The 25,351-nt window shown below is 36.2% G+C and carries 26 protein-coding genes and 1 other RNA gene; 5 read left to right on the forward strand and 22 right to left on the reverse strand.

Going from position 1 to position 25,351, the window contains the following annotated elements:
- Positions 1-46: 46 nt before the first annotated feature.
- The 3 genes from JO178_RS14845 to JO178_RS14855 are packed head-to-tail and all read right to left on the reverse strand — an operon-like array spanning position 47 to position 2,009.
- The gene (locus JO178_RS14845) at positions 47-439 is read right to left on the reverse strand and encodes a rhomboid family intramembrane serine protease (RefSeq protein ID WP_291937542.1); all 393 of its coding nucleotides are present in this window, start codon (positions 437-439) and stop codon (positions 47-49) included.
- Positions 439-1,389, reverse strand: a complete 951-nt coding sequence (locus JO178_RS14850) for a glycosyltransferase family 2 protein (RefSeq protein ID WP_291937545.1) — start codon at positions 1,387-1,389, stop codon at positions 439-441. The genes JO178_RS14845 and JO178_RS14850 overlap by 1 nt, the downstream gene beginning before the upstream one ends.
- A gap of 17 nt (positions 1,390-1,406) precedes the next feature.
- Complete coding sequence (locus JO178_RS14855) at positions 1,407-2,009, reverse strand: DUF4199 domain-containing protein (protein WP_291937549.1); 603 nt, start codon at positions 2,007-2,009, stop codon at positions 1,407-1,409.
- Positions 2,010-2,140: 131 nt separating this feature from the next.
- Here JO178_RS14855 and ffs point away from each other — a divergent pair.
- Positions 2,141-2,238, forward strand: an RNA gene (gene ffs, locus JO178_RS14860) — signal recognition particle sRNA small type.
- A 115-nt stretch (positions 2,239-2,353) separates the two neighbouring features.
- Here ffs and JO178_RS14865 read toward each other — a convergent pair.
- The 7 genes from JO178_RS14865 to gyrA form a co-directional block, all read right to left on the reverse strand.
- Positions 2,354-3,040 carry a metal-dependent hydrolase gene (locus tag JO178_RS14865; protein ID WP_291937552.1) on the reverse strand — a complete coding sequence of 229 codons (687 nt, stop codon included), beginning with the start codon at positions 3,038-3,040 and terminating at the stop codon, positions 2,354-2,356.
- 71 nt (positions 3,041-3,111) lie between these two features.
- Complete coding sequence (locus JO178_RS14870; RefSeq protein WP_291937554.1) at positions 3,112-3,399, reverse strand: hypothetical protein; 288 nt, start codon at positions 3,397-3,399, stop codon at positions 3,112-3,114.
- 5 nt (positions 3,400-3,404) lie between these two features.
- The gene (locus JO178_RS14875; protein WP_291937557.1) at positions 3,405-3,851 is read right to left on the reverse strand and encodes an SRPBCC family protein; all 447 of its coding nucleotides are present in this window, start codon (positions 3,849-3,851) and stop codon (positions 3,405-3,407) included.
- Positions 3,852-3,867: 16 nt separating this feature from the next.
- Positions 3,868-4,797 (reverse strand): 1,4-dihydroxy-2-naphthoate octaprenyltransferase, encoded by a 930-nt coding sequence (gene menA, locus JO178_RS14880; protein ID WP_291937560.1) that lies wholly within the window; start codon positions 4,795-4,797, stop codon positions 3,868-3,870.
- Between the two features lie 81 nt (positions 4,798-4,878).
- On the reverse strand, positions 4,879-5,715 hold the full coding sequence (locus JO178_RS14885) for a 1,4-dihydroxy-2-naphthoyl-CoA synthase (protein WP_291937561.1): 837 nt from the start codon (positions 5,713-5,715) through the stop codon (positions 4,879-4,881).
- Positions 5,716-5,869: 154 nt separating this feature from the next.
- Positions 5,870-6,901 (reverse strand): tetratricopeptide repeat protein, encoded by a 1,032-nt coding sequence (locus JO178_RS14890; RefSeq protein ID WP_291937563.1) that lies wholly within the window; start codon positions 6,899-6,901, stop codon positions 5,870-5,872.
- A gap of 29 nt (positions 6,902-6,930) precedes the next feature.
- Positions 6,931-9,528 carry a DNA gyrase subunit A gene (gene gyrA, locus JO178_RS14895; RefSeq protein ID WP_291937565.1) on the reverse strand — a complete coding sequence of 866 codons (2,598 nt, stop codon included), beginning with the start codon at positions 9,526-9,528 and terminating at the stop codon, positions 6,931-6,933.
- A 149-nt stretch (positions 9,529-9,677) separates the two neighbouring features.
- On the opposite strand from gyrA, the gene JO178_RS14900 reads away from it, so the two are divergent.
- Positions 9,678-9,992, forward strand: coding sequence for a DUF4286 family protein (locus JO178_RS14900; RefSeq protein WP_291937568.1), 315 nt, complete (start codon positions 9,678-9,680; stop codon positions 9,990-9,992).
- A 55-nt stretch (positions 9,993-10,047) separates the two neighbouring features.
- Here the strand turns inward: JO178_RS14900 and JO178_RS14905 are convergent, their stop codons facing one another.
- The 4 genes from JO178_RS14905 to JO178_RS14920 all read right to left on the reverse strand — a co-directional run bounded on the left by JO178_RS14905 (position 10,048) and on the right by JO178_RS14920 (position 11,651).
- Complete coding sequence (locus JO178_RS14905) at positions 10,048-10,275, reverse strand: hypothetical protein (RefSeq protein WP_291937571.1); 228 nt, start codon at positions 10,273-10,275, stop codon at positions 10,048-10,050.
- A gap of 117 nt (positions 10,276-10,392) precedes the next feature.
- Entirely contained in the window at positions 10,393-10,584 is a 192-nt protein-coding gene (locus tag JO178_RS14910; RefSeq protein WP_291937572.1) for a quinol oxidase subunit 4, read from the reverse strand.
- A gap of 57 nt (positions 10,585-10,641) precedes the next feature.
- Complete coding sequence (locus JO178_RS14915) at positions 10,642-11,133, reverse strand: N-acetyltransferase family protein (RefSeq protein ID WP_291937574.1); 492 nt, start codon at positions 11,131-11,133, stop codon at positions 10,642-10,644.
- Positions 11,134-11,138: 5 nt separating this feature from the next.
- Complete coding sequence (locus JO178_RS14920) at positions 11,139-11,651, reverse strand: YetF domain-containing protein (protein WP_291937576.1); 513 nt, start codon at positions 11,649-11,651, stop codon at positions 11,139-11,141.
- Between the two features lie 186 nt (positions 11,652-11,837).
- Here JO178_RS14920 and JO178_RS14925 point away from each other — a divergent pair, with 186 nt between their 5' ends.
- Positions 11,838-12,380, forward strand: a complete 543-nt coding sequence (locus JO178_RS14925; RefSeq protein ID WP_291937579.1) for a hypothetical protein — start codon at positions 11,838-11,840, stop codon at positions 12,378-12,380.
- Positions 12,381-12,416: 36 nt separating this feature from the next.
- On the opposite strand, the gene JO178_RS14930 is transcribed toward JO178_RS14925, so the two are convergent.
- From JO178_RS14930 to JO178_RS14955, 6 genes are all read right to left on the reverse strand, one after another.
- Positions 12,417-12,551, reverse strand: coding sequence for a protein with bacteriocin-type signal sequence (locus tag JO178_RS14930; RefSeq protein WP_291937580.1), 135 nt, complete (start codon positions 12,549-12,551; stop codon positions 12,417-12,419).
- 141 nt (positions 12,552-12,692) lie between these two features.
- Positions 12,693-13,097, reverse strand: a complete 405-nt coding sequence (locus JO178_RS14935) for a hypothetical protein (protein ID WP_291937583.1) — start codon at positions 13,095-13,097, stop codon at positions 12,693-12,695.
- Positions 13,098-13,379: 282 nt separating this feature from the next.
- Positions 13,380-16,211: an excinuclease ABC subunit UvrA gene (gene uvrA, locus JO178_RS14940; protein ID WP_291937586.1), complete on the reverse strand. Its 2,832-nt coding sequence runs from the start codon at positions 16,209-16,211 to the stop codon at positions 13,380-13,382.
- Positions 16,212-16,424: 213 nt separating this feature from the next.
- Positions 16,425-18,308, reverse strand: a complete 1,884-nt coding sequence (locus JO178_RS14945; protein ID WP_291937590.1) for a type VI secretion system baseplate subunit TssF — start codon at positions 18,306-18,308, stop codon at positions 16,425-16,427.
- A gap of 26 nt (positions 18,309-18,334) precedes the next feature.
- The gene (locus JO178_RS14950; protein WP_291937592.1) at positions 18,335-18,775 is read right to left on the reverse strand and encodes a GPW/gp25 family protein; all 441 of its coding nucleotides are present in this window, start codon (positions 18,773-18,775) and stop codon (positions 18,335-18,337) included.
- A 163-nt stretch (positions 18,776-18,938) separates the two neighbouring features.
- The gene (locus JO178_RS14955; protein WP_291937595.1) at positions 18,939-20,351 is read right to left on the reverse strand and encodes an amino acid permease; all 1,413 of its coding nucleotides are present in this window, start codon (positions 20,349-20,351) and stop codon (positions 18,939-18,941) included.
- Positions 20,352-20,494: 143 nt separating this feature from the next.
- On the opposite strand from JO178_RS14955, the gene JO178_RS14960 reads away from it, so the two are divergent.
- A complete protein-coding gene (locus JO178_RS14960; protein ID WP_291937598.1) occupies positions 20,495-20,995 on the forward strand; it encodes a DUF4920 domain-containing protein in 501 nt (166 codons plus the stop codon).
- A gap of 154 nt (positions 20,996-21,149) precedes the next feature.
- Here the strand turns inward: JO178_RS14960 and JO178_RS14965 are convergent, their stop codons facing one another.
- Entirely contained in the window at positions 21,150-22,259 is a 1,110-nt protein-coding gene (locus tag JO178_RS14965; protein WP_291937600.1) for a M14 family zinc carboxypeptidase, read from the reverse strand.
- Between the two features lie 864 nt (positions 22,260-23,123).
- On the opposite strand from JO178_RS14965, the gene JO178_RS14970 reads away from it, so the two are divergent.
- Entirely contained in the window at positions 23,124-23,663 is a 540-nt protein-coding gene (locus JO178_RS14970; protein WP_291937602.1) for a helix-turn-helix transcriptional regulator, read from the forward strand.
- A gap of 489 nt (positions 23,664-24,152) precedes the next feature.
- Here JO178_RS14970 and JO178_RS14975 read toward each other — a convergent pair whose 3' ends face one another.
- Complete coding sequence (locus tag JO178_RS14975) at positions 24,153-25,322, reverse strand: proline dehydrogenase family protein (protein WP_291937605.1); 1,170 nt, start codon at positions 25,320-25,322, stop codon at positions 24,153-24,155.
- Positions 25,323-25,351 lie beyond the last annotated feature (29 nt).

The following is a 25,351-nucleotide window of genomic DNA, read 5'->3' on the forward strand; positions in this document are numbered from 1 at the left end:
AACTTTCAGAGGTGTTCGTTTTATATTGATAACAATCAAAATATTTTTAGCTATTTTCAGCTGAAGCTGAATAAATGGCTAATGAAAGAATGACAGCTACGATAATAACCCCAATAATTAAAGGTTTCCATATTGGCTTTTTGGGATACTGTGCCTCGTCAGGAAAATATTTGGGAACAAAATAATTGGATAACAACGTCCCCCCTGCAAATCCGCATATATAAGCAATCGCACTGACAGGTTTTTCCGGAATATTCACAATAACCGCAGTCAGCAAGGTAATGACAACAGAAATTCCCAATACCGTATAAGCTTCTTTTTTTCTTTTACTTTCTATCAGATTCTGATAAAGCAACACTCCTCCGAAGAGGGTGGACAGAAAAATAGAGAATCCTAAAATAGCTTTTTTAGAATAAATTTTGGGCAACTTTTCTTCCATTATATTACTTCATCAATATTGTAGTTCTTATGCTCACGATTCGTTCTGATAATCATTTCTCCCAAGAACCCTGCTACAAATAACAATGTTCCCATGATCATCATCGTTAAAGCAATATAAAACCAAGGATTATTGGTAATCAAATGCCCGTAAATACCTCTGGCAACGTCAATTAACTTTGAAATCCCCAACCAAAGTGCTGAAAGAAAACCAAAGATAAACATCAAGGTTCCTACAGCTCCGAAAAAATGCATCGGTCTCCCTCCAAAACGGCTGACAAACCAAAGCGTGATCAAATCCAGAAAACCTCTGATAAATCTTTCAGTACCAAATTTTGAAGTTCCGTAAGGTCTTGCCTGATGCTGTACTTCTTTTTCGGTAATTCTTCTGAATCCTGCATTGGCCGCCAATACCGGAATATAGCGGTGCATATCACCATACACATCAACAGATTTTACGACCTGTCTTTTGTAAGCTTTCAGACCGCAGTTGAAATCGTGAAGATAAACTCCGGATACTTTTCTGGCAGCAGCATTGAATAGTTTTGACGGGATATTCTTGGTCATCACATTGTCAAAACGTTTCTTTTTCCAGCCGGAAACAATGTCATAATTCTCATTAACCACCATATTGTACAGATCCGGAATTTCCTCAGGGAAGTCCTGCAAATCTGCATCCATGGTAATTACCACATCTCCGTTTGTTCTTGAAAAGGCAGCATGAAGTGCCTGGGATTTCCCATAATTTCTGGAAAATTTAATAGCATGGATCTGGGGATGCTGAACTTTCATATTCTCAATAATACTCCACGACAAATCCGTACTTCCATCATCTACAAACCAGATTTCATAAGATAAACCACTGGTTTTACAGACATTATCAATTCTTGAAAAAAGCTCTTCCAAAGAGTCTTCTTCGTTCAGTAACGGAATAACTATAGATAGATTCATTTAATTTTTTAATAAAATTAGGCTTGATTTGTTTCTTCAGGCTGATGAATAGTTCTTGTTCTAAAAAACGCTCCAAAAAACACCGACAAAACTACGTAAAATATAAGAATTGCTGCAAAATATCCTGAAAAATGACTTGCAGTCAGCATATCTTTTCCTTTTACAGCCTCCGGACTAAAGCTTGGTAATCTTTCTTTGTACTTCTGATCAAGCTCATCGATGTCTTTTTGATGCTTCAGAATTTTTCTTGCAGAATTATATTCCGTATCCAATTCTGATTTTTGTCTTTGAACATATTGATAGTTCAATAGCTTTTTAGCATCCGTATCTGCGAAGTTTAAAAAAGCATAAATACTGAAAATAGAAAGAATACCTCCGATAAACATTGGAACAAATGCTCTCTTGAAAGCTTCTCTAAAACTAACTACTCGATGCTTGTTCCAATACGATTTTACAGACCAGAACGCAGCTCCGGCATATAAAACAGGCAACACGAAAGCATTGGCTTTCAGTGATATATCAAAATAATTGATTCCTGAGAAAAAAATGTAAACTACAAAGAAAACAATCATTGTAGCGATAAAAAGTATAATTCCTAGTGTTGATGGACTTTTAGTCATATTTAATTTTTTTGAAAAAAGTTGAAAAATTATTCCCCTAAATGTCAGCATTTTAGCGCTACCACTGCATTTTTTCAACAAATTTTCTTTAATAAAGTTTTGAAGTTTATAAATTATTCCTACCTTTGCAACGGCAAGTCCTAAACAACCAGCTCCTGAGAATCCTCCAGGGTGGGAACGCAGCAAAGGTAATCGGTCGTAGCGGTGTGATTTAGGTAGCTTGCCATTTTTTTTTGTTTTAAAGTAAGAAGAGAGGTAATTTGATAATTATCTTTTTTTGTTTTTAATACTTTATGCATCATCTCCATTTTTCTAATTTCAGATTACCCGGTTTTATTTATCAATTAAAATTCGAACGTTTCCCCTAGTCTTGGTAAAACAAGTTCTACATTTTTATCGGCGAAATGTTTTAATGCACTTTCATGATTGATTTCAATAGCAGGAAAAGTATCAAAATGACATCCGATTACTTTTGGAGTTTTTAACAGCTCTGCGGCTGCAAAAGAAGCTTTTCTCGGGCACATTGTGTAGTGGCTGCCGATTGGTAAGATCGAAAGGTCAATATTCCCGTAAAGTCTCGGAAAAAGCTCCATATCTGCCATTACCCCCGTATCTCCTGCCAAATAGATGTTTTTTCCTTCAGGAAGTCTGAAAATATATCCCACAGGAACTCCGCCGTAGCTTCCGTCCGGAAAAGAACTGGTATGGTGAGCCGGAACCATGGAAATTTTAAGATCGTCGATTTTTGCCGACCCACCTAAGTTCACATCATCTGTATTTTTCGCTGCTTTAAAATACCCGCATACTTCAGGCACTCCGATTAGGGTAGCTTCAGGATAATGCTCCAATACCTCACCAACATCCGCGATATGATCACCATGTGCATGGGTCAAAAGAATGTAATCAATTTTTTGAGCGGTAATATCAAAACCTGATTCCGCTTTTTTGTAGTTGTAAAAAGGGTCACTTAAAATTGTTTTGTCCTTATAGGTGAACAGGAAACAATTTTGCCCTAAGAATTGTATTTTCATTTTAAATTTAGTTTTAAATTTTTTGAATAGAAATGATTCATCACACGAAGCGAAAGAAACATTTTTTTAATTTAAGAACACCCCATTGGTGGCTTTAAAAAAAACTCATATATCAACAGACATGTCGGTATTATTATTAAAATCTGGAGGACTAATAACGGCTTCACAGGTTTCAATTTTCCGATTAACAGATAAAAGCCTAAAACAGCATTGGAAATAACAACCAGAATAATCAAGGCAGGGATAAAATCAACTTCAAGAACTGACATACCTCCGCTTAATTCTTCAATCAAATAATAGACAAGTAATAAAGCCAGAATAATAGACAGCCAGGAGGTTATTTTTAAAGCGCTCTTCATACCCCCTATTTCTGTGGAAATTTATCCTCGATAAGATTGAGTTTAATCCCATATTCCAGATAAGCTTTACAACCGTCTAAAACCGTTGTAAAGCCTCCTGTATTGTCATTGACAGTTTTTAACAGATCTTCACCAGTCTGCCTGAATCCATAGCTTTTAATCACAACGAGGGTTCCTTTTTCCATCTCTCTGAATTCATAATCTACATGCACTGAAGGCTCTCCCCATTCTGTCTTGATTACCTGATTCGGAACAATATGGCGGACATGTACCGTGTTTTTTACGTTGTACATTTCCCACTCCCAAACAACAGTTTTTCCCGCTTCCAGTTTTCCGGTTGATTTTGTAAACCAGAAATGAGTGGTTACTTCAGGATTGACGAATGCTTCAAAAACCTCCTCAACCGGTTTTCTGATAAGCATTTGCGCTTCAACATAGATCGTAATACTCATGAGATTATATTTTAGATTAGTTAAACAGATTTAAGCCAACCGCCATAAGAATTGCCATTACAAAGGTCATAATTCCAACCTGCTTCAAAAACTGATCTAATTCTTTGGGTTCTTTTACCGACATTATATTTCTTCTCAGTTTCGCTAACGGAAACATGAGAATCATCACGATAAATACATAATAATTCTGAGCCTGTATAAATCCGTTGATCCCTAAAAATATAAGGATTAATATCAAAGGAAGCTGTAGCAGGATCATTTCGTAAATCATTGCATTTTTAAATCCGATTCTCAATGCAAAGCTATTTTTCCCTGATAACCTGTCACTTTCAATATCCCTCATATTATTCAGGTTAAGAACAGCCATACTCATCATTCCTATTGCAGTTCCCGGTAATAACATATCCCAGCTGAAGGTTTTGGTAAACAGGAAATAGCTTCCGCACACCGAAACAAGTCCAAAAAAGATAAATACGAAGACATCTCCCAGTCCCATATATCCATAAGGTTTTTTACCTACTGTGTATCCGATAGCAGCTAAAATACACGCTACTCCTAATCCTATGAAAATATAAAATTCATTCATGTAATTAGGAATGAAAGCAACATACAAGAGTGCAAGGGTAGCTACAAAAGACAAAGCTGAGAAAAGAATGACTGCATTTTTCATTTGCTTTGCCGTAATTTTCCCTGATGCTACTGCTCTTGCTTCGGCTTCATTGATTCTCTTGGCGTCAGTCCCTTTTACTCCGTCACCATAATCATTGGCATAGTTTGATAAAATCTGATATAATAGCGTTACCAGAAGAGCCAGGGCAAAGATTTTCCAGTCCCAGATTCCTCCTTCTCTGTAAAGTCTCCATTTGGCAATGAAAGCCCCCATAATAATTCCGCTTAACGAAAGCGGTAAAGTTCTGAGCCTTGCGGCTTTTATCCAATCCGTCATAATTTGTATAATGTACAAAGTATTATGTACAATGTAAAAACTGCGATCTCAAGCCATTAATACATTGTACTTTTTATAATTTTAAGATATCCATTGATCGTCTCCGAAGTTTGGTTTTCTTTTTTCAAGAAACGCATTTCTTCCTTCTTGAGCTTCCTCTGTCATATAAGCCAGACGGGTAGCTTCTCCTGCAAAAACCTGCTGTCCTACCATGCCGTCATCGGTAAGGTTCATCGCAAACTTCAGCATTCTGATAGAAGTCGGAGATTTTGCCAGTATTTCCTGAGCCCATTCATAAGCCGTATCTTCAAGCTCAGCATGAGGAACTACCTTATTCACCATTCCCATTTCGAAAGCTTCCTGAGCAGAATAGTTTCTTCCTAAAAAGAATATTTCACGAGCCTTCTTCTGCCCTACCATTTTAGCAAGATACGCAGATCCGTACCCGCCGTCAAAACTGGTAACATCGGCATCGGTCTGCTTGAATATAGCGTGTTCTTCGCTTGCTAATGTAAGATCACAGACTACATGAAGAGAGTGACCTCCACCTACAGCCCATCCCGGAACCACTGCAATCACTACTTTCGGCATAAAACGGATCAGACGCTGGACTTCCAGAATATTCAAACGATGTCTTCCGTCTTCTCCTACATACCCCTGATGACCTCTTGCTTTTTGATCTCCGCCACTACAGAAAGCCCAGCCTCCGTCTTTAGGGCTTGGCCCTTCTCCGGAAAGCAAAACAACTCCTATTGAAGGATCTTCATAGGCATCATAAAAAGCATCATATAATTCTGAAGTTGTTTTAGGTCTGAAAGCATTACGTACTTCCGGTCTGTTGAAAGCTATTCGTGCTACCCCATTACATTTTTTATAGGTAATATCTTCGTATTCTTTGGCGGTTTTCCACTCAATCATCTTATAAAAATTTTTCTCAAAGATACGGAATTACAGAGAAATTTGAGGTGAAATTTGAGGTTGTCTGTTATAAAAAATAGCGTTGTATTTTTAGATCTAAAAAGCAAAAACCGGAACATTTCTGCTCCGGTTTTATTCTTATTGTAGTTCGCTATTATTTAGCTGCTTTCGCGCTAAGTTCAGCTTCTTTAGCTTTCATTTCTTTAATCTTATCTACGTTCTTCGTTACAACATAGATTTCTTTAAGAGTAGAAACAGCATCAATATTATCAGGTGCTACTTTGTACCATGCTTCTGCAAATGGTAAAGCTTTAGCAAATCTTTCTCTTCTTGCATCGATCAGCTTTGAAGCTTCGTCCGGCTTTTCTTTTCTCGTTGCATTAATATCTGCTACCGTCTTAGAATCATCACCAATAGTTGTAAATACTAAATTCTGATACGCTTCTGAAAAAGTAGGCTTAAGCTCGATTGCTTTTTTGAATGCTTCTATAGCATCTGCAGATGTTGCCGGATTTTTAGCCTGCATAACCCCCAAATTATACCAGTTTGTTGCATCATTAGGGTTTTTAGCTAATTGCTCTTTTAATGTTGCTACAAATTTATCAGTATTTCCTGACTGGAAATAAGCTGTACTTTGCGCTTCTTTAAGTTTAGCATTATTAGGATATTTTGCCAATCCTTTTTCAATAATTGCCACAGCTTCATTTCCTTTCTTCTCATTAAGCAGTAAAGTAGCCAGAGTTTCATATAAGTCGGCCTCTACTCCTTTGGATTGTTCCGTTTTGAAGTCTGAATAATCGGAAGTCTTTTTCATAAGCTCCCAGCTTGCTTTATCCAAAGTTACTACCTGTCCTGTTTTTTTCTCTTTTGCAGTATAAGTAGTTTCCACTCCCGTAAATCCGGAGTTGATCAGATCTGTATAAATTTTAATGGCTGCATCGCTGTTATTTGCTAACGCGTTACTAAGCCCTGCATAATACATATATATTTTATTATCCTGACCGTTTGCCTTCAATAAGTCGTAAACTTCTACAAACTTAGGTGCTGCTGCTGCATAGTTTTTTGCATTATACGCATCCATTGCAGCTGCATTGGCAGCTTGAAGTTTCGCATTCACATCTCCTCCCTTTTGTCCGAAAGCAAAAGCTGATGCTACGATAGCTATACCTAAAATTAGTTTCTTCATAATAACTATTTTATATTTTATTGTACAATTTATTCTTCAGAATCAGCATTCTCATTTCCCTCTGCCGGTGTTTCATTATCAGCCTGAGGTGTTATATTATCATTTTCCTGATTATCAAAAAGAGATCCCGTTCCTTCTACATTTTCTTCAGCATCTTCGGTATCTTCTTCAACATCTTTATCCATTTCTACTTTTGCTATGGCAGCAATTTCGTCATTTTTCTTAAGATTGATCAGTTTTACACCCTGGGTATTTCTTCCCATCACTCTCATTTCATCCATTCCCATTCTGATGGCAACACCTGATTTATTGATAATCATCAATCCATCTTCATCTGTTACATTTTGAATAGCAATCAGACTTCCTGTTTTTTCGGTAATATTTAGGGTAATAACTCCTTTTCCTCCTCTGTTCGTAATTCTGTAGTCTTCTACTGCGGTTCTCTTTCCGTATCCTTTTTCAGATACTACAAGTACCGTTTCGTTCTCTACGTCATTCACAACAATCATACCAATAGCTTCGTCATTGTCATCCATTGCAATACCACGAACCCCGATAGATCCTCTACCTACTTCTCTTACTTTTTCTTCCGGGAAACGAATACATTTACCATTTTTAGTGGCAATCATAATCTGAGAAGTACCATTGGTAAGATAAGCTCCTAATAACTGGTCATTATCTCTGATTTCAATTGCATTCACCCCGTTCACTCTTGGTCTTGAATAGGCTTCCAATGATGTTTTCTTGATCGTACCGTTTTTAGTTACCATCACTACACTCATTTGATTTACATATTCGGAATCTTTCAGGTTGTTGGTTCTGATATATGCTTTAATCTTATCATCCGGCTCGATGTTAATCAGGTTTTGTACCGCTCTTCCTTTCGCTGTTTTTGAACCTTCAGGAATTTCAAATACTCTTAGCCAATAACATCTTCCTTTTTCTGTGAAGAACAGCATGTACTGGTGGTTGGTTGCAGATACGATATACTCAAGGAAGTCTTCATCTCTTGTCGTTGCCGCTCTGTTTCCTACCCCCCCTCTGCTTTGAATTTTATATTCTGAAAGGGAAGTTCTCTTAATATATCCGGCATGAGAAATCGTAAGAACCACTGCTTCATTCGGAATGATATCTTCAATAGACATTTCCCCTCCTGAATAATCAATTTCAGTTCTTCTTTCATCTCCGTATTTCTCTTTGATCTCAATCAATTCATCTTTAATGATCTGGAATCTTCTTGGCTCATTGGCTAAGATATCTTCCAAATTCGCGATCTCTTTCATGATAGCATCATACTCATCACGGATCTTATCAAGCTCCATTCCGGTAAGACGGGCCAGTCTTAAATCAAGAATCGCCTGTGCCTGAATTTCGGAAAGCTCAAACGCTTCGATCAAGCCTTCTTTTGCTGCCTGAGGATTGGCACTGTGACGAATAATAGAAATTGCCCTGTCTAATGAATCCTGAGTTCCGATTACTTTCATGAACCCTTCCAGGATATGTGCTCTTTCTTTTGCTTTTTTAAGCTCAAACTGCGTTCTTCTTATAATCACTTCATGTCTGTGCTCTACGAAGTGATGAATGATATCTTTTAGGTTCAGCTGTTCAGGTCTTCCGTGCACCAATGCAATATTGTTAACACTGAATGAAGTCTGAAGCGCAGTATACTTATATAATAGATTTAAAACAACATTCGGAATAGCATCGTTTTTCAATTCATAAACAACACGTAATCCTTTTCTGTCCGATTCATCTCTGATCTCGTGGATACCAGGGATTTTATCATCTTTCACCAGTTCTGCTGTTCTGGCAATCATTTCAGCTTTATTAACCTGATAAGGAATTTCAGTTACAATAATTGCATTTCTGTTTCCGATTTCTTCAAAGTTAACCTTAGCTCTCAGGACAACTCTTCCTCTTCCTGTATGAAAAGCATCCCTTACACCGTCATACCCGTAGATAATACCTCCCGTAGGGAAATCAGGAGCAATAATATGCTGCATCAGTTCATCGATTGTAATGTCTTTATTATCGATATACGCACAGATAGCATCTATAGATTCTGATAAGTTGTGAGGGGCCATATTGGTAGCCATCCCTACAGCAATACCTGAAGTACCGTTTACCAGAAGGTTCGGAATTTTTGTTGGCATTACCGTTGGCTCCTGTAAACTGTCGTCGAAGTTATTTTGGAAATCAACTGTTTCTTTATCAAGGTCTGAAAGAACCTCATCAGAGATCTTTTTTAATCTTGCCTCGGTATAACGCATAGCAGCCGGCGGATCACCATCCATAGAACCGAAGTTACCCTGCCCGTCTACCTGAGGATAACGTAAACTCCAGTCCTGAGCCATCCTTACCATTGCATCATATACAGAGGAATCTCCGTGCGGGTGATATTTACCCAACACATCCCCAACAATTCTCGCAGATTTTAAATATTTTCTATTAGAAAAAACCCCTAATCCATACATACCATAAAGCACTCTTCTATGAACGGGTTTCAGGCCGTCTCTTACATCCGGTAACGCTCTTGAGACGATAACCGACATCGAATAATCGATATAAGACGACTTCATTTCATCAACAATGTTGATAGGAATCAGTCTTTCTCCTTCTTTTTGCATAAACAAATTTTATTATAATGATAATCAGACCCTTAGCTGTAAGTCTGAAAATTATCTATTTCCAATTTTTATTAACGGGCTAATTTACGAAAAAATTACCGATTTTTGCGGTAGAATTTATCCAAAAAAATCTTAAAAATTCTTAAAATATGAGCGTATTAAGTATAACTTTCCACTGCACGAAAGACAATCTCGAAGAATGGGAAAATTATATTGATGAAACACTGGTTTTAATGACAGAAAACTTAATGGATGTCAGCAAGTATATGCTTTCCGAAGTACACAGTGATTATATAGAAGACGGAAAAAACTACAATCTTCTTCTGATCTTTGATAATGACGAATTAAGGGAAGATTTTATCGAAAGTGAACTTTTGAATATTTCAGAAAGAATTGAGAGCAAATTCGGACAGGAAGTAATGATCTTCAATACTTTTCTGAATCCGAAAAAATCAAGACTGTAAATGAGTATACAAGAAAAGCACTGAATTCATCAGTGCTTTTTTATTTTACAGTTTGTTATCGGTGAAATCCACCATGATGACCACCGCCAAAATGATGGTATCCTCCGTGATGTCCTCCGCCATAAACATATACTCTTTCTGTATATCTGGGACCGTATCCATAGTATCTCGGTCCGTAATATCCATATGCAGGCGTTCTTACTCCATAATATGCATCTGCTGTACAGGATGACAGCATGAATATTATTGTCATGACCATTAAAGCCTTAAACATAGTTTTCATTGTATTGTCACTTTTTGTTCTGTATGAAAATAATCAATGTTAATGCCAAAGCCATCTGAAATTCAGACTTTAAGTATAAATTATATTATATTTAAAAATTAGACTTATCCTACTTCATTAATAGCCATTATTCTTTTTCACCTGTCCCGGAGCGTAATCTTTCGCACTTCCTCCATATATCTTTTTTGCCTGTCCCGGCGGAAGTTTTTTCGCGCCATTGCCATTTCCGTAGTTATTATCGTAAGCAACACAAGATGTAAGCATCAATGCTATAAGAAGAGCCCCTGTAATTTTAACTATACTTTCCATTCTTTCTTTTTTCAAATCCAGTGGTATAACAGATCAATGTTGATGCCTAAGAATTAATTACACCATTTCACTTCGTTTTTCCATCAGCAGTAAATCTTTCCATTCACCATTGAGCTTTCCTATTTTTTTGCGGACACCTACCATTCTGAAACCGTTTTTCTGATGAAATTTAATTGAAGCTTCATTTTCGGAGAAGATGTTAGTTTGCAATGTCCAGAATCCGTGATCCTCGCTGTCAAGAATCATCTTCTTAAGCAATATGGAACCCAATCCCCTACCTTGATAATCTTTATCAAAATAAATACTTACTTCTGCTACTCCTTTGAAGCATTCTCTTTTGCTCACCGGCTTTAAGGCGCACCAGCCTACGACTTCATTGGTTTCATTCTCCAGTACCCAGCGGCAGTCGTTGAAATATTCCATACTCCAGGCTTCGGCAGTGGGTACCTCTGTTTCTAAGGTGACTATACCACTATCTACTCCCTGTCTGAAAATTTCCAATACTCTTGCTTCATCACTGGGAAGCATTTCTCTTAATTCGTAATTCATTGTGTTTAATGGTATTTTCTTTTGATTTTTCTTTTAATCCTTGAATAATGGGTTTGTTTACTTTTTTCATCTTCCGAAACCACGCTGATATTTCCGTCTACTTCCAGAACAGACAGCTTCACATTTTCTATATTCTCAATACCGTGTTCTCTTATAGCTTCTTCCAGCTCATCCCGGCTGATTTTCACCCGGTTTAAAGCCTCCTGATTAGCAATCCCGTCTCTTATGAGAATTACCGGCTCATCTTCCAGAAAAGCAGCAAAAGAGCGGTTTGAAAACATCAGTCTTTTTAAAATAAAATTAGCAACAAATAAGACTAATGCTGCTACAAGCCCACCCTGTAATGAAGTATCCGGTCCTACCATTGCATTTTGAACCGCATTGGAAATCAGCAATAATAAAACCACATCTCCTGCATTAAGCTGAGAAAGTTGATTTTTACCAAACAAACGGATTCCGATTACCATGAACAGGTAAACACAAAGAGACCGAACAGCTACGTTAAGAATAGGATCCACAATTTTATATATTATCCAAATGTATTGATTTTTTGTTATTGACGGGAAAAGAATTTTCAGATTTATAACGGAATACCGGAAAATTGCCCATTACCCGCAAAGACTCATAACCGACTGACATTTTTCAGCGTTTCACCCGTTAATTTGGTATAGCTTTTGACATTGAAATTTAACACATTGACCGTTATGATAAAATCACCTTTTTTGTTTCTGGGTATTGTATTGATCCTGACGGCCTGTCATCGGAAAGAACAACTGATCTCGGCCGAGAATGCTGCAATTACTAAAACAATAAATGATATGTACTATCAATATGGTAAATCTAATGAAGCAGTTTACCGGAAACCTATTTCCGACACTGCTTTTTCACCGGATTTGAAAAAAAAATTAGAACACGCCATCAATATTTCGAAAGATGATATTGAAAAGGTAAAAAAAAGTGACCATCCTGATGAAAAACCTTTGATATTTGAGGGGGCTATTTTCTCAAGTTTATATGAAGGATATACCGGCTATACCATTCAATCAATCGCCATTCACGATCAAAAGGCAAAAGTTTCTTTAAGATTTAAATACAACAAATCCTATCCAGAAGTCACATGGACAGATACAATTCATTTGATTCATTCCGGGAACTACTGGAAAATTGACAATATTACTTTTGCTCCCGTAGGAAGCTCTAAAGATCTTAAAACAAGACTGACTGATTTTGTCCAGAATACACCGTAATAAAAAAGCCGCTTTATGAAAAGCGGCTTGAATTTTTTACGGACACTGACCGATTGGAACTTCACTGCAAACAACCTGGTTCATCCAGTCGCAAAATACGCAATACTTTTTAGGCTCGCCTCCGTTCACAGATTTCAAATCTGACTTAGTCAGTTTCTTTAAATTTTTCATATAGTTTTAATTTTATGGTTTTGTAAAATTAAAACTGTTTCTTTAAATTGTATTACAATTTATTATTTTAAATTTTCATTATTTACACTTTTATCACGAAACCATGGAGGTTTACATGATTTTGTAAAATCCTGAAATATATTATCTGTTATTAATTTCTACCGTTACAGGCATCACATACGTATAAGCAACCATGTTTTCACTTAATTTTTTTTTGTCTACTTTATAATCAAGTTCACTTAAGACGGTTTCAATTTCTTTACTTACGGTTTTGCAATCTCCTGTTGAATGTACATTTACAATTTTTCCGTTTTTAGCAATATCAAATTTAACGACTGAGTTCACCGTTCCCTGTTTGTAATCCGGATTGGTAAGATCAAAATTATCTATCAAACGTGTTCTGATATCGTTAAAGGTATCGTTCCTGTTCAGTTGAATCTCCTGAATGGTGTTATGGGCTGTAGTTTGAGCATTTGTTGTATTTACAACAGCAGCAAATCCACAAATGAAAAGCGAAGCAAATAATATCTGAATTTTATTTTTCATAACCGTTTGATTTTTAATATTCTACTCACCTTATTTTATATCTCTAACTCAAAGTTAGCAAAATAATTCATATTAAATTCACTTTCAGTTAACATTAAATTAACATTAAAATATAAATAATTGATTTACAGATATATAAAATTAAAAATGATTAAAAATTTGATCTTGGAAAATCATTATGATGAACAGTTACTTAACCAGATCAGGAATAAAACTCGGTTCATAAAATAAAAAAAGAATTTGCGCAGGCAAATTCTTTTTATACTTAATATTGATATTTTTTTATTCCAGTTCCCTCTTCAAAAACTTCCCTGTCAGACTTTTCTTAGACTTCACGATTTCCTCAGGAGTTCCCTGTGCAACGATCTGTCCGCCGTACTTTCCTCCTTCCGGTCCTACGTCGATAATATGATCTGCTAATTTAATTACGTCCATATTATGCTCGATGATAATGAATGAATTTCCAAGTTCTACCAATTGATTGATGGCATCCATAAGAATTTTCACATCTTCAAAGTGCAATCCGGTTGTTGGTTCGTCCAGAATATAAAGGGTATTTCCCGTTTGTCTTTTGGCGAGTTCGGTTGCCAGTTTGATACGTTGCGCTTCTCCTCCGGAAAGGGTTGTCGACTGCTGTCCTAAAGTAATATATCCCAATCCTACATCCTGTAATGTTTTTACTTTCGCAAAAATTTTAGGAATCGGCTGGAAAAATTCTACCGCTTCATCAATCGTCATATCCAGTACATCGGAGATCGATTTTCCTTTGTAACGAACTTCCAGGGTTTCTCTGTTGAAACGTTTTCCGTTGCAGGTTTCACAATGAACATATACATCCGGAAGGAAGTTCATTTCAATTACTTTCAATCCTCCGCCCTGACATGTTTCACATCTTCCGCCTTTTACATTAAAAGAAAACCTCCCGGGCTTATAACCCCGGATTTTACTTTCCGGTAATTCTGCAAAAAGATTTCTGATATCTGTAAACATTCCGGTATACGTTGCCGGATTTGAGCGAGGGGTTCTTCCGATTGGGGTCTGATCTACATCTACAATTTTATCAATATGATCAAGACCTTCAATCTTCTTGTAAGGAAGAGGTTCCTGAACAGCTCTATAAAAATGTTTGTTAAGGATCGGATATAGGGTACCATTGATCAGGGAAGATTTTCCGCTTCCTGAAATTCCGGTAACCACTACCAGTTTCCCTAAAGGAACATCTAGCGTCACATTTTTAAGATTATTCCCTGTAGCCCCCTTTAATACTATATTTTTCCCACTTCCCGCTCTTCTTTCAGCAGGAATTTCAATTTTTCTTTTTCCGTTAATATATTGCGCCGTAATGGTATCCGCTTTCAGGAGATCTTTTGGTTTTCCCTGCCAAAGTATTTCTCCGCCGAATTTTCCGGCTTTAGGGCCGATATCCAGTACCTCATCAGCTTCCAGAATCATATCTTTATCATGTTCTACTACCAATACGGAGTTTCCTATATCTCTGAGGTTTTTCAGGGAGTGAATCAGCCTTTCATTATCTCTCTGGTGAAGGCCGATACTTGGCTCATCAAGAATATACAATACATTCACGAGCTGAGACCCGATCTGTGTAGCCAGACGAATTCTTTGTGATTCTCCTCCGGAAAGGGTTTTTGAGCTTCTGCTCAGACTCAGATAATCTAACCCCACATCCAGTAAGAACTGAAGACGGGTTTCAATTTCCTTTAGAATCTCATGAGCAATAATTTTATTTTTTTCCGAGAATTTATCTTTAACATCAATAAGCCAGTCTTTCAAATCAGCTAAACTTAATCCATTGACCTCAGCAATATTCTTTCCGTCTATTTTAAAACTTAAGCTGGCTGGCTGCAGACGGGTTCCGTTACATTCAGGACAGGTTTCTTCTGTTGTAAAATGTCTTTCCAGCAGAATAGCTTCATAAGATTCTCTTTCATCAATAATTTCCTCCATAAAAGGAATCAGACCATCAAAACTTATTTTTATTTTTTTGGTAATTCCTGCGTACTTCAGATCTTTATTAAATTCTTTATGACAGCCATTATATATATAATCCAGTGCCTCTTCCGGAATATCCTGGAAGGGTGTTGTTAATCCTAATCCGAAAATTTCAAGAATATTCTTGATTTGCGACAGAATCCATTTATTAGATTTAATATCTTCTAATGGTAATAACCCACCCTGATTGATCGATAATTTCGGATTTTCAACAAAATAATCGGTATTGATTTTTTTGATGGTACCTAATCCCTTACAGTTCGGGCAACTTCCTTTCGGCGAATTGAATGAAAATGTATTAGGTTCGGGTAATGCCAGAGAATGTCCTGTTTCAGCATCCATCAGATTTTTAGAGAAATATTCAATTTCTGTACTTCCCAGTTTCTGAATTCCTATGATCCCTTCTCCCATTTCCATTGCTGTACGCAATGATTTCTCCATTCTGTTTTCAGAAGCACTTTCTCCGATGATCCAACGGTCGATGACAATATCGATATCATGGGTTTTATAACGGTCAAGCTTTAAATCATATTCAATATCCTGTAATTCTCCGTCAATTCTTGCCTGTCCGTATCCTTTTTTCGCCATCTGCACGAAAAGTTCATGGTAATGTCCTTTTCTGGAACGTACCACAGGAGCCAGAAGCATGATTTTTTCGCCTTTATAATTTTCTTTAATGGTTTCAAGAATCTGATCTTCCGTATAACTTACAAGCTTCTGTCCTGTAGTCAGGGAATAAGCATCAGAAACTCTAGCATATAAAAGACGTAGAAAATCGTACAATTCAGTAACTGTTCCTACCGTTGAACGTGGGTTTTTGTTAGTTGTTTTCTGTTCAATAGCAATGACAGGTGAAAGTCCTTCAATTTTATCTACATCCGGACGTTCCAGCCCACCGAGAAACTGGCGTGCATAAGCCGAGAATGTTTCGATATAGCGACGCTGTCCTTCAGCAAAAATGGTATCAAATGCCAGTGAAGATTTTCCACTTCCGGAAAGCCCGGTAATGACAACCAGTTCGTTTCGCGGAATTTTAACATTAATATTTTTCAGATTGTGTTCACGTGCTCCGTAAACTTCTATATATTCTGTTGATTTGCTCATAATTCAGAGTGATTTTGCCTGAAAATCACAACGTGCAAAAATACGGAAATTTTATGGAATTTATTTAACCGAAGTCCCCAGAAAAAGTTTAATCTCTGTTAAATTTTATGATGCGAAAAATGTCCCGGAGTGTTTCTTCAGAAAATAAAAAGACCAATACGCTGAGTATTGGTCTTTTTTGAGTATTGAATAAAAAAATCTTTTTATTTTAATTTATATATCCTGAAAATCTACATCTTCGTTGGTAATTTTCACAAGATATTCTATTCCGTCTATTGCTTTGGCAATAATCTGATTTCGAATAATATTTGACATATTCTCCCAATAGCCTCTGCCGTAAAAAGAGTAATTCTGTGGAATAATCTCTACTTCTACCGTGCGTACAAAACCTTCTTTAGGTTTATTACTGATCATAGTTCCTCTTCTTACTCTTACTTCCCTCATTTCATCTTTCAGAATCATTCGGCAATAGTTTTTAACATCTTCCAGGGAAATGATCTTGTCTCTGGTAGTTAAAGCATATTTATAAGCCTGAATACTATCTGTTCCTTTTTGCTCTTCTGCTCCTCCAAGAGTTTCGGTAAGTAAAACAATCGTCTGGGATTTCAATTGATTGGATAATTCCGTTCCCGGACGCATATGATTGGCTAAGGTACAATGGGTAATCCAGAAAGAAGCATAAGTATGGTCTGTTTTCTCTACAGGCTCCATGATAACATAATTCAGTTCTTGCCTGATGTTTCTTTTGGCATTATTTACTTTTTGTACCATAGATTTCATTTTATCAGACATTTCGCTAAGAACTCCTTTTACATTATCTCTGTTTAAAAGTGAAAATGCGGCAATTTCATCTCTTGTAAGCTCAAGAACATTGGCAATCATGTCCACAGCATTTCTGTTCGTAAAACGTTCCATTCCTCCTTTTCTTACCGTATATAGCCCTTTTTTAAGGTCATCAGCAGGAGTAAAAGGAATTTCCGTATACTTTCTTCCGTCACCATCCTGAACCTCATCTACATATAAGAAATGCTCTCCCTCATCTGTAACAAGAGGAATGTTATTTCCCATAATATCCAGACTGTATTCTGTTTTCTTCCAGCCTCTGTTGTAGATTGGAAATGCATTCAGGACAAATGAAAAATTGTCCAGAATTTCTGCAGAAAACTGTGGTGGAAATTCAAAAGTAAGCCAGAGATACTTTTTGTTCTCCATGTATTTTATAATCTCATCTTTTCCCTGAAGGAATTCAAGATTTTCCGGAAGTACTCCCGGTTCTGAAAATAGACTTTGAGAAATACCTGTCACCTCAATAAATTTATGACGGTAAATACTTTTAATATCTTCAATGACTTTATTGCGGATAGACTGTTCTCTGAACATCTGCTCATAACCCTCCGGTAAGTTTTCAGTAAGATAGCTCAATCCCTCCCTTACAAATAAAGGATTCCCATTGCTTGAAACTGTAATATAAGGTAAAAGTTTATACACAAAATCCAGATGTTCAAACGCTGGATTGGAACAGAAAATACTCAGATATTTCGGGAAGTTTTCATTGGTATATTTAGTAACATCAATCCCTACTGTAATTTTCCTGTAGTCTTCCGGCTTTCCGGGAAATCTTGCAATTGGAATTTTATTAAAACGGTCATCTACACTATAGCAGGTACTTCCAACAAACATGATGGAAGTATGCACTTTATTAATCCTTACATTTCCAACGGGTGTAAAAGGTATATTTACCTGTTTATCCGATTCCGACTTTATTGTGGAAGTCATTTGCTTGCGAAAAAAAAACTCCGTGTGCTCCAGTAAAATTTCCGAAGATTCATAAGGCTGTGTGAAAGCCACCGAATGCGCCGGGATAGGATGCGTATATATAGATGGGGTAAGCAGTTTTGCCAGTTTTTCTAAAATACGGGCATTCACCGTCTGAATTTCGTTATTAGCCTTGAAGACTTCGGTACTGAATGCATCAATCAGTAATTTAACAAAAGGATCTAAAGACTGCGGGCTTTTCAGTCCCCAGACTTTAGTGGCATTCTGAAGCATTCTGGCTTTTACGGATTCTTTGGAATAAATATTTTGATCTAAATTCATAAATTATTGGTGCTGTTGGGAATTATTTAATCAATAGACATCGGGCTCAGGAACAATTCTGTAGAAAAACTAAAACGTTCCCCTGTTGCCTCCATTTTGGCATTGATGGCAATTCTTACTTTCTTTTTGATTTCTGTGTGTTCTTTGGTATCGTAGCTGTGTTCTACAAACTGGATGTGAGCTTCCACCTGTGGCTGTACAATCCGTGGTTCATATTCCTGAATTTGTCTTTTAAGGCTTTTGATAAAAACATTTTCCCAGACTGCGCTGGTCACCCCGTTATCAAACTCAAGGTTCCAGACATCATTTCCGTAGTTCTCATCATATCTGTTTTCACCTTTTTTAGTGGTAATCAGCAACATAATATTGTGGGCAATACTTTCTCCCATATCGCAGGTATCGATACTTCCGCCCTCGGTCATTAAAGTAGACGGCACAAAAGGCATTCTGTAATTTGGTGTATCCATAGTCAACTTCTTAATTTTTACTTCATGGTCATGTTTACTAGAAACGAAATACCAAAATACACATTTTCACTAAATAATTGGTTATCGTTAATTAAAATATTACTCAAAAAATAAGGGTTACCCAAATGAATGGGAAACCCTGTCCTATGATAATCAGATTATTTTATGCTTTAGTTTTTTTCCGGTTAATAAGATAGTATACCGGAAGCCCCAGAAGAACCATTAAAAATCCGGGCCAGGTATACTGTTGTTTATAGATTAACAATAACAAACAAAATCCTGTTCCTATGATCAGATAAATAACCGGAGTGATCGGGTACAGCCATGTTTTGTAAGGTCTTTCAAGAGCAGGCTGTTTAATTCTCAGATAAATGACTCCAAAAACGGTAATCATATAAAATAATACAATAACAAAAGAGATCATATCCAGCAAATTCCCGTATTGCCCGCTTAAACATAAAATAGAAGCCCAGACTCCCTGCATCCATAAAGCATTTTCAGGAACTTCATTTTTATTATTCTGAACAGCAGATTTAAAAAACATACCGTCTTTAGCCATGGTTTGAAAAACTCTGGCACCTGCTAAAATAAGCCCGTTATCACATCCGAATGTAGAAATCATTACTAAGAGTGCAATAATGATGGTTCCGGCACTTCCAAAAATATTCTGTGATGCCGCTACTGCTACCCTGTCATTGGCAGCAAAGGCAATCCCGTCTCTGTCAAGGGCATTTAAATACACAAAATTAACAGCTATATAAAGGATCATTACGGCAGAAGTCCCATAAATCATTGATTTAACTACATTCCTCTTTGGATTATCAATCTCTCCGGAAACAAATGTTACACTTTCCCAGGCTACAGAACTGAAAACAGAACCTACCATTGCTGCGGCAATTCCGCCTAACAGAGTCATCCCATTAATAGGCATCCATCCTTCTTTAAGAAAATTACCGGCCGGATCTTTAATAAGGTTATTAAATGAATTCATTCCCAGGCTGAAGTTCTCTGCTAAATGAGAGAAATCCACCCGTATAAAGCCTAATGCAATCAATCCTAGTAAAGCGATGATCTTAGATCCTGTAAATACATTCTGAAGGAGTTTTCCGCTTTCTACTCCTCTTGTATTGATATAGGTAAGCAGCATGATGACTGCTATCGCCAGAATCTGTATCCATGTAATTTTAAATTCCCCGCTTTGGAAAATGGGTGCTGCATCATTCAGTGAGGGAATAAGATATGCTGTAAATTTACCAAAAGCCATAGCCACTGCAGCAATTGTTCCGGTTTGTATTACCGTAAACAAACCCCAGCCGTAAAGAAATCCCATCTTTTTTCCGAAAATCTCTTTCAGATAGGTATATTGACCTCCTGCTTTTGGAAACAATGCGGAAAGCTCTCCATAGCTTATGGCAGCTGCTACCGTCATTACTCCGGTGATGATCCATACCACGATAAGCCAGAATCCGGATCCCAGATTACGCATCATATCTGCACTTACAATGAAGATCCCGCTTCCGATCATAGACCCCATTACCAGCATAATAGCGTCCCATAGTTTTAATTTCTTTTGCATAGTCAAGTATAGGCGTCAAATATAAACAAATATGCCTTTCATTTTGAATTTTATTACTATTTTACAAAATGACCTGTTTTTTATCAACTTTTTAGTGATTTATGATTCAATTTTAATTAGTACTTTTGAAAAAAATAATAAAAATGAAATTTAAAGCTATAATATTGATTGCTGCAGTAAGTTTTTCTTCTTTTGCTTTTGCACAGGAAGTTGGCCCACCTTCAGGAAAAGCTTTAGTAGGTGACACTTACGGAGCCGGAGTGGCTTCTTCCGCAGAATCTAAAGCCATCACAGTAGATAAACTGGGAAAACAACTTAAAAAAGAAAATAAAAAGCTGGAAAACATAGCCATTAAAGGCAAGGTTACCGATGTATGCGAAAAGAAAGGATGCTGGCTTACCATCCAGACTGATGATCATTCTAAATTTTTCGTAAAAATGAAAGATTATGCCTTCTTCGTTCCTACTGCTTTAAAAGGAAAAAATGTAGTGCTGGAAGGGAATGCAGAAAGAAAAGTAACGTCTGTGAATGAACAGAAACATTATGCTGAAGACGCTAAAAGACCTCAGGCTGAAATCGACGCGATCACTGAGCCTAAAGAAGAAATCAGGTTTTTAGCCAGCGGAATTAAGGTGGTTAACTAAAATATAAAATTCTTATGCTTTGGCCAAAGCTAAAGCCTATGGAATATTTTATTTAAATATACGGGATAAAATCCGTTTCTATTGGATATTGGAATTTATTTGTTCTACAAAGAATAAAAACAAAAACGGCAATCAGTCTGATTGCCGTTTTCTTTTAATCTTCTATTTTAAAATCTGCTACTGAATCCAGTTTCGGATATTTCGTTGCTGATATGAATTTTTTTCCTGTACAGTCTACTTCGAGCCAGCCTTTTCGCTTTTTAACATCTCCGGCTTCCATGACAAAAGGAACAAAAGAAATTTCATCTTTTCCATCCTCTTTTGTTTCTCTATACTGAACAGCAATATCTAAAATACATTCATGATCCGTATTCAGCTTTACATTTCTATATACGATATCATAATGGGTTTCTTTATTTTCAGGGATTTCAAGGTAAGTTTCCCATCCTGTGGTATCGGAATTAAGGTCGCTTATTGCTTTCAGTGCGTAATAAAGTGCAATAGTATAATATTTTCTCGTTCCTTTTCTGGTATAATCATCCACAAAATGTCCCCCTTCGAATAAAATGGTAGGCATTCCTGCTTTGATAAAATTATCACCCGTTGAAGTCGGATAGAATTCATCCGAATATCTTCCGATCTGATTCGGGATCATTTCTTTCAGGTGATGGTATATGTTTCCGATAACAGCCATACATTTCTTTCTGTTTTCAGTTACGGTACGTTCTACGTTTTCAGAGGGTGCCAAAAAAGAAAGTGTTGCAGGATGGATGCCATCCGTAGTAAAGATGGTTCTTTGCTCATGGAGATTTAGTGCATAATCATATTTTTTGGAAGCTACGGCATTTTTAAGATATTTAATCTCTATACTGGCTTCATTGTGAAAATCTCTGTTAAGATCAATATCTGCGGCATTCAGTCTCGTCCACCTTTCTGATCCGTCAGGATTTAACATAAATATAAAATCAAGTTTTATTTTACTGAACAAATCATTTTTCATTTCAGGAGCCTTATCTAAGCTTACCAGTAGATCCAACATAGCATGAGTGGCATTGGATTCATTTCCGTGCATTTGAGACCAGGCTAAAACATTGATATTTCCTGTTCCGATACTTAGCTTATAAATAGGTTTCTCTAAATATGATTTTCCGATCTCCTGAATATAATCGCTGAGATTCTTCTGTAGGTAAGAAAATAATTTTTCAGGGGAAATATAGCGATTAGGAAAATCAGGGTTTTCTGAGTAAATCTGTTCGAAGTTCATTTTTAAAATTGTTTACAAGAGTCAAATTTAACCATTTTTAAGCACAAAAACTAAATTAACATCTGTAACACATCTAAACAACTGATCATGACAGATTGTCTGTTAATAAAATTGTGGATTGCGAATAATTTAATTGTATTTATTTAAAATATTAATAGTCAATAAATTACAAAACTCATCTAAATGAAAATATGAATATTACTTGAAGTGTAAAAATCGCTATTTCAGGCTGTTTACCTATTATTTTATTAAACGATCAAAATGTGGATAACATCTATTTTTACATTTGTATACAATTGTAAATTGGCTGGAAATCAGATTTTTTATTATTATTTCAATGACTTTTATCTATTTAAAATCAGAATTAGGGTGTTTACTGATAATTGGTATTATAATCGACCCGTATTTTCTTTAATACGCCTTTAAAAGTGCTTTAAAGACCATTTTAAACCATAAAATTCATCAAAATATACATATGTAACAAGCTATTAACTATTGATAACCAATAGCTTATAATTAATTGATGTAAAAAAAGTTATTTATCTGTAATTACCTTTGTAAACTGCAAATTAAGGGTATTTATCTGTTAAATTGGGTGTTTTAGAAGCATAAATTTACATTTCTAATCAGATTTTTAATCGTATTATTCCAAATAAAGGTATCTAAATTCAGTAACGCATTTAGACTTGGCAATTACCTAATTTAATAAAATACAATTGTAACATGTTATCAATACGTTCATTCCCATATAATTACACGTTATTTACATTTGTATATTTATAAGATGTGTTTTTATTTACATTTGTATTTTGCATTTGTAAATTTTATTCTTTACATTTGTAAAACAATTAACAGCTTATTTTTATGAGTTTAAACGAGAGAATTTCAAAAGTTATAGAGTATTCAAATCTTACTCCTTCTGAATTTGCAGATGAGATTGATGTACAACGTTCTTCCATTTCGCATATTACTTCCGGAAGAAACAAGCCATCTTTGGAATTTATCATAAAAATAAAATCGCGTTTTCCGGAACTTCTTTGGGACTGGCTGGTAACCGGCGAAGGTGAAATGATGAAATCAGAACTTCCTGAAATCATTGACCCCTCAGCTCATCCTTATGAAGAAGAAAAAGGGAAACCTACTCCTCTGCCCGATCTTTTTACCATGATGAATAATGATGATGAATTTGGAGCTGACGAAACGGGGGAAGAGCTTCTCCAGTATGCTTCTGGAGAATCGGTTATACCGTCCCCGATTAAGGCAGCTGATAAAATACCGGATTCTCAGCGATTAGAAAATTCTGTAGATCAAATAATAGGACAAGCACCTGGAAATCAGTCCAATAAAATAAAACGTATCGTGTTGTTCTATGAGAACGGAAAATTTGAAAGTTTCGAACCATAAAAAACCTGACCAAAGAAGATGGTCAGGCTAAAAAATATTTGAAGAAGAAAACTAAAGCTATTGCTTTATTTATTTTTAACCTGAGATAGAATCTTTACCTTCACCTCTATTCCTGTTCTTTTACAGCCGTGCATTCATCTCAACTATATAAATAGTAAAGAATATACGGGGGCTACATTTAAAAACTATTCATGCCTTATGTGAGAGTATCGTTCTATTCTTTCAAGAATATAGTATAATTAGTAGGGAATATTTTCATACATCTGTTTTTTATCGTCTAACCAAATATAATAATTTAAAATTAAATTAGCAATACAATTTGAATTATTTTATTAAATTTTCAATACAATTAACATTTGCGTCAATTTTTATTAATATTAATATTTTAATAAAACTTATGAACTTACACGATATTGTTATTGTTTATTTTGATTAAGTCAAAAAAAAGACCCGCAGAATTGCAGGTCTTTCTATCTGATTTGAAAGCAATTATTGCTTTTTTCTTCTTTCCAGTTCTTTCTTAATAAGTCCCAGTTCTCTTCCTGTCTGTCCGGCCACAGAAGTATTTTCCTGAGCCCTTCTGGTAAGATAGGGTACAACATCCTTTACGGGCCCGTATGGAAGATATTTAGCCACATTATAGCCTTTATCAGACAAATAGAAGGTAATATTATCACTCATTCCGTAAAGCTGCCCGAAATAAACATGCGGATTGCCATTTTCCAGAGATTTTTGCTTCATTTTATCCATAATTAATTCAGAAGAGATCTCATTATGAGTCCCGAAGAATGCAGATACTTTATCCAGATGATTCATTACGAAATCAATTCCTGCATTATAGTTTTTATCTGAAGCTTCTTTATTAGGCTGGATAGGATCTGCATACCCTTTTTCTGCAGCTCTGGATCTTTCTTTTTCCATATAAGCACCACGAACGATCTTATATCCGATACAATAATTCTTTTCTCTTGCTCTCTGAAGATTCGCTTCCATATATTCCAGTCTTCCTGTTCTATACATCTGAATGGTATTCCAAACGATAGGTTTTTCCTGATTATATTTCTCCATCATTTCTTCACAAAGGTGGTCTGCTGCATCCTGCATCCAGGTTTCTTCCGCATCCACCATCACCTTTTTATCATTCTCATGGCAAAGGCTGCATACTTCATCAAATCTTTTTACAACTCTCTCCCATTCTTCTTTTTGACTTGAAGTAAGCTCAGCTCCTTTTCCAACTGCCTCATACAGATCTATTCTGCCGAAAGCCGTAGGTTTGAATACAATAAAAGGAATAGCCGGATTTCCTACTGAAAACCTTACAATATCTTTAATTTCTTTACACACCGCATCGAAAGTTTCTTCATCTTCTTTCCCCTCAATGGAGTAATCGAAAATACTTCCGACGCCTCTTTTGAAAAGTTGTTTTACTACTTTCATACTTTCTTCACGGGTTTCTCCTCCGCAGAACTGTTCAAACAAAGTGCTTTTCACAATTCCCGTAACGAAAGGAAAGTTATTGTGTACCGTAAAATTAAGGACAGAGGTTCCAAGGCTGGTAAGTGCGGGCTGTTCAATCATTTTAAACATCCAGTAAGCCTTTTTCAGTTGTGCATCAGACTTGTCTGCAAATGCAACTTTAGTATCATTAAAAATGGGCATTCCTATTTATTAAATTTAGTTTTACAAAG

This window comes from Chryseobacterium sp. (genome assembly GCF_019236175.1).
GTDB lineage: Bacteria > Bacteroidota > Bacteroidia > Flavobacteriales > Weeksellaceae > Chryseobacterium.

Coding starts and splice junctions, on each gene's coding strand:
- JO178_RS14890 (WP_291937563.1), bottom strand. CDS start 6,901: ATGAAGAAACTAATTTTAGGTATAGCTATCGTAGCATCAGCTTTTGCT.
- JO178_RS14910 (WP_291937572.1), bottom strand. CDS start 10,584: ATGGAAAGTATAGTTAAAATTACAGGGGCTCTTCTTATAGCATTGATG.
- JO178_RS14935 (WP_291937583.1), bottom strand. CDS start 13,097: ATGAAAAATAAAATTCAGATATTATTTGCTTCGCTTTTCATTTGTGGA.
- JO178_RS14975 (WP_291937605.1), bottom strand. CDS start 25,322: ATGCCCATTTTTAATGATACTAAAGTTGCATTTGCAGACAAGTCTGAT.
- gyrA (WP_291937565.1), bottom strand. CDS start 9,528: ATGCAAAAAGAAGGAGAAAGACTGATTCCTATCAACATTGTTGATGAA.
- JO178_RS14915 (WP_291937574.1), bottom strand. CDS start 11,133: ATGAATTACGAATTAAGAGAAATGCTTCCCAGTGATGAAGCAAGAGTA.
- JO178_RS14845 (WP_291937542.1), bottom strand. CDS start 439: ATGGAAGAAAAGTTGCCCAAAATTTATTCTAAAAAAGCTATTTTAGGA.
- JO178_RS14900 (WP_291937568.1), top strand. CDS start 9,678: ATGAGCGTATTAAGTATAACTTTCCACTGCACGAAAGACAATCTCGAA.
- JO178_RS14930 (WP_291937580.1), bottom strand. CDS start 12,551: ATGAAAAATTTAAAGAAACTGACTAAGTCAGATTTGAAATCTGTGAAC.
- JO178_RS14965 (WP_291937600.1), bottom strand. CDS start 22,259: ATGAACTTCGAACAGATTTACTCAGAAAACCCTGATTTTCCTAATCGC.
- JO178_RS14850 (WP_291937545.1), bottom strand. CDS start 1,389: ATGAATCTATCTATAGTTATTCCGTTACTGAACGAAGAAGACTCTTTG.
- menA (WP_291937560.1), bottom strand. CDS start 4,797: ATGACGGATTGGATAAAAGCCGCAAGGCTCAGAACTTTACCGCTTTCG.
- JO178_RS14875 (WP_291937557.1), bottom strand. CDS start 3,851: ATGAGTATTACGATCTATGTTGAAGCGCAAATGCTTATCAGAAAACCG.
- JO178_RS14950 (WP_291937592.1), bottom strand. CDS start 18,775: ATGGATACACCAAATTACAGAATGCCTTTTGTGCCGTCTACTTTAATG.
- JO178_RS14870 (WP_291937554.1), bottom strand. CDS start 3,399: ATGAAGAGCGCTTTAAAAATAACCTCCTGGCTGTCTATTATTCTGGCT.
- JO178_RS14865 (WP_291937552.1), bottom strand. CDS start 3,040: ATGAAAATACAATTCTTAGGGCAAAATTGTTTCCTGTTCACCTATAAG.
- uvrA (WP_291937586.1), bottom strand. CDS start 16,211: ATGAGCAAATCAACAGAATATATAGAAGTTTACGGAGCACGTGAACAC.
- JO178_RS14960 (WP_291937598.1), top strand. CDS start 20,495: ATGAAATTTAAAGCTATAATATTGATTGCTGCAGTAAGTTTTTCTTCT.
- JO178_RS14945 (WP_291937590.1), bottom strand. CDS start 18,308: ATGAATTTAGATCAAAATATTTATTCCAAAGAATCCGTAAAAGCCAGA.
- JO178_RS14855 (WP_291937549.1), bottom strand. CDS start 2,009: ATGACTAAAAGTCCATCAACACTAGGAATTATACTTTTTATCGCTACA.
- JO178_RS14955 (WP_291937595.1), bottom strand. CDS start 20,351: ATGCAAAAGAAATTAAAACTATGGGACGCTATTATGCTGGTAATGGGG.
- JO178_RS14925 (WP_291937579.1), top strand. CDS start 11,838: ATGATAAAATCACCTTTTTTGTTTCTGGGTATTGTATTGATCCTGACG.
- JO178_RS14885 (WP_291937561.1), bottom strand. CDS start 5,715: ATGATTGAGTGGAAAACCGCCAAAGAATACGAAGATATTACCTATAAA.
- JO178_RS14970 (WP_291937602.1), top strand. CDS start 23,124: ATGAGTTTAAACGAGAGAATTTCAAAAGTTATAGAGTATTCAAATCTT.
- JO178_RS14905 (WP_291937571.1), bottom strand. CDS start 10,275: ATGAAAACTATGTTTAAGGCTTTAATGGTCATGACAATAATATTCATG.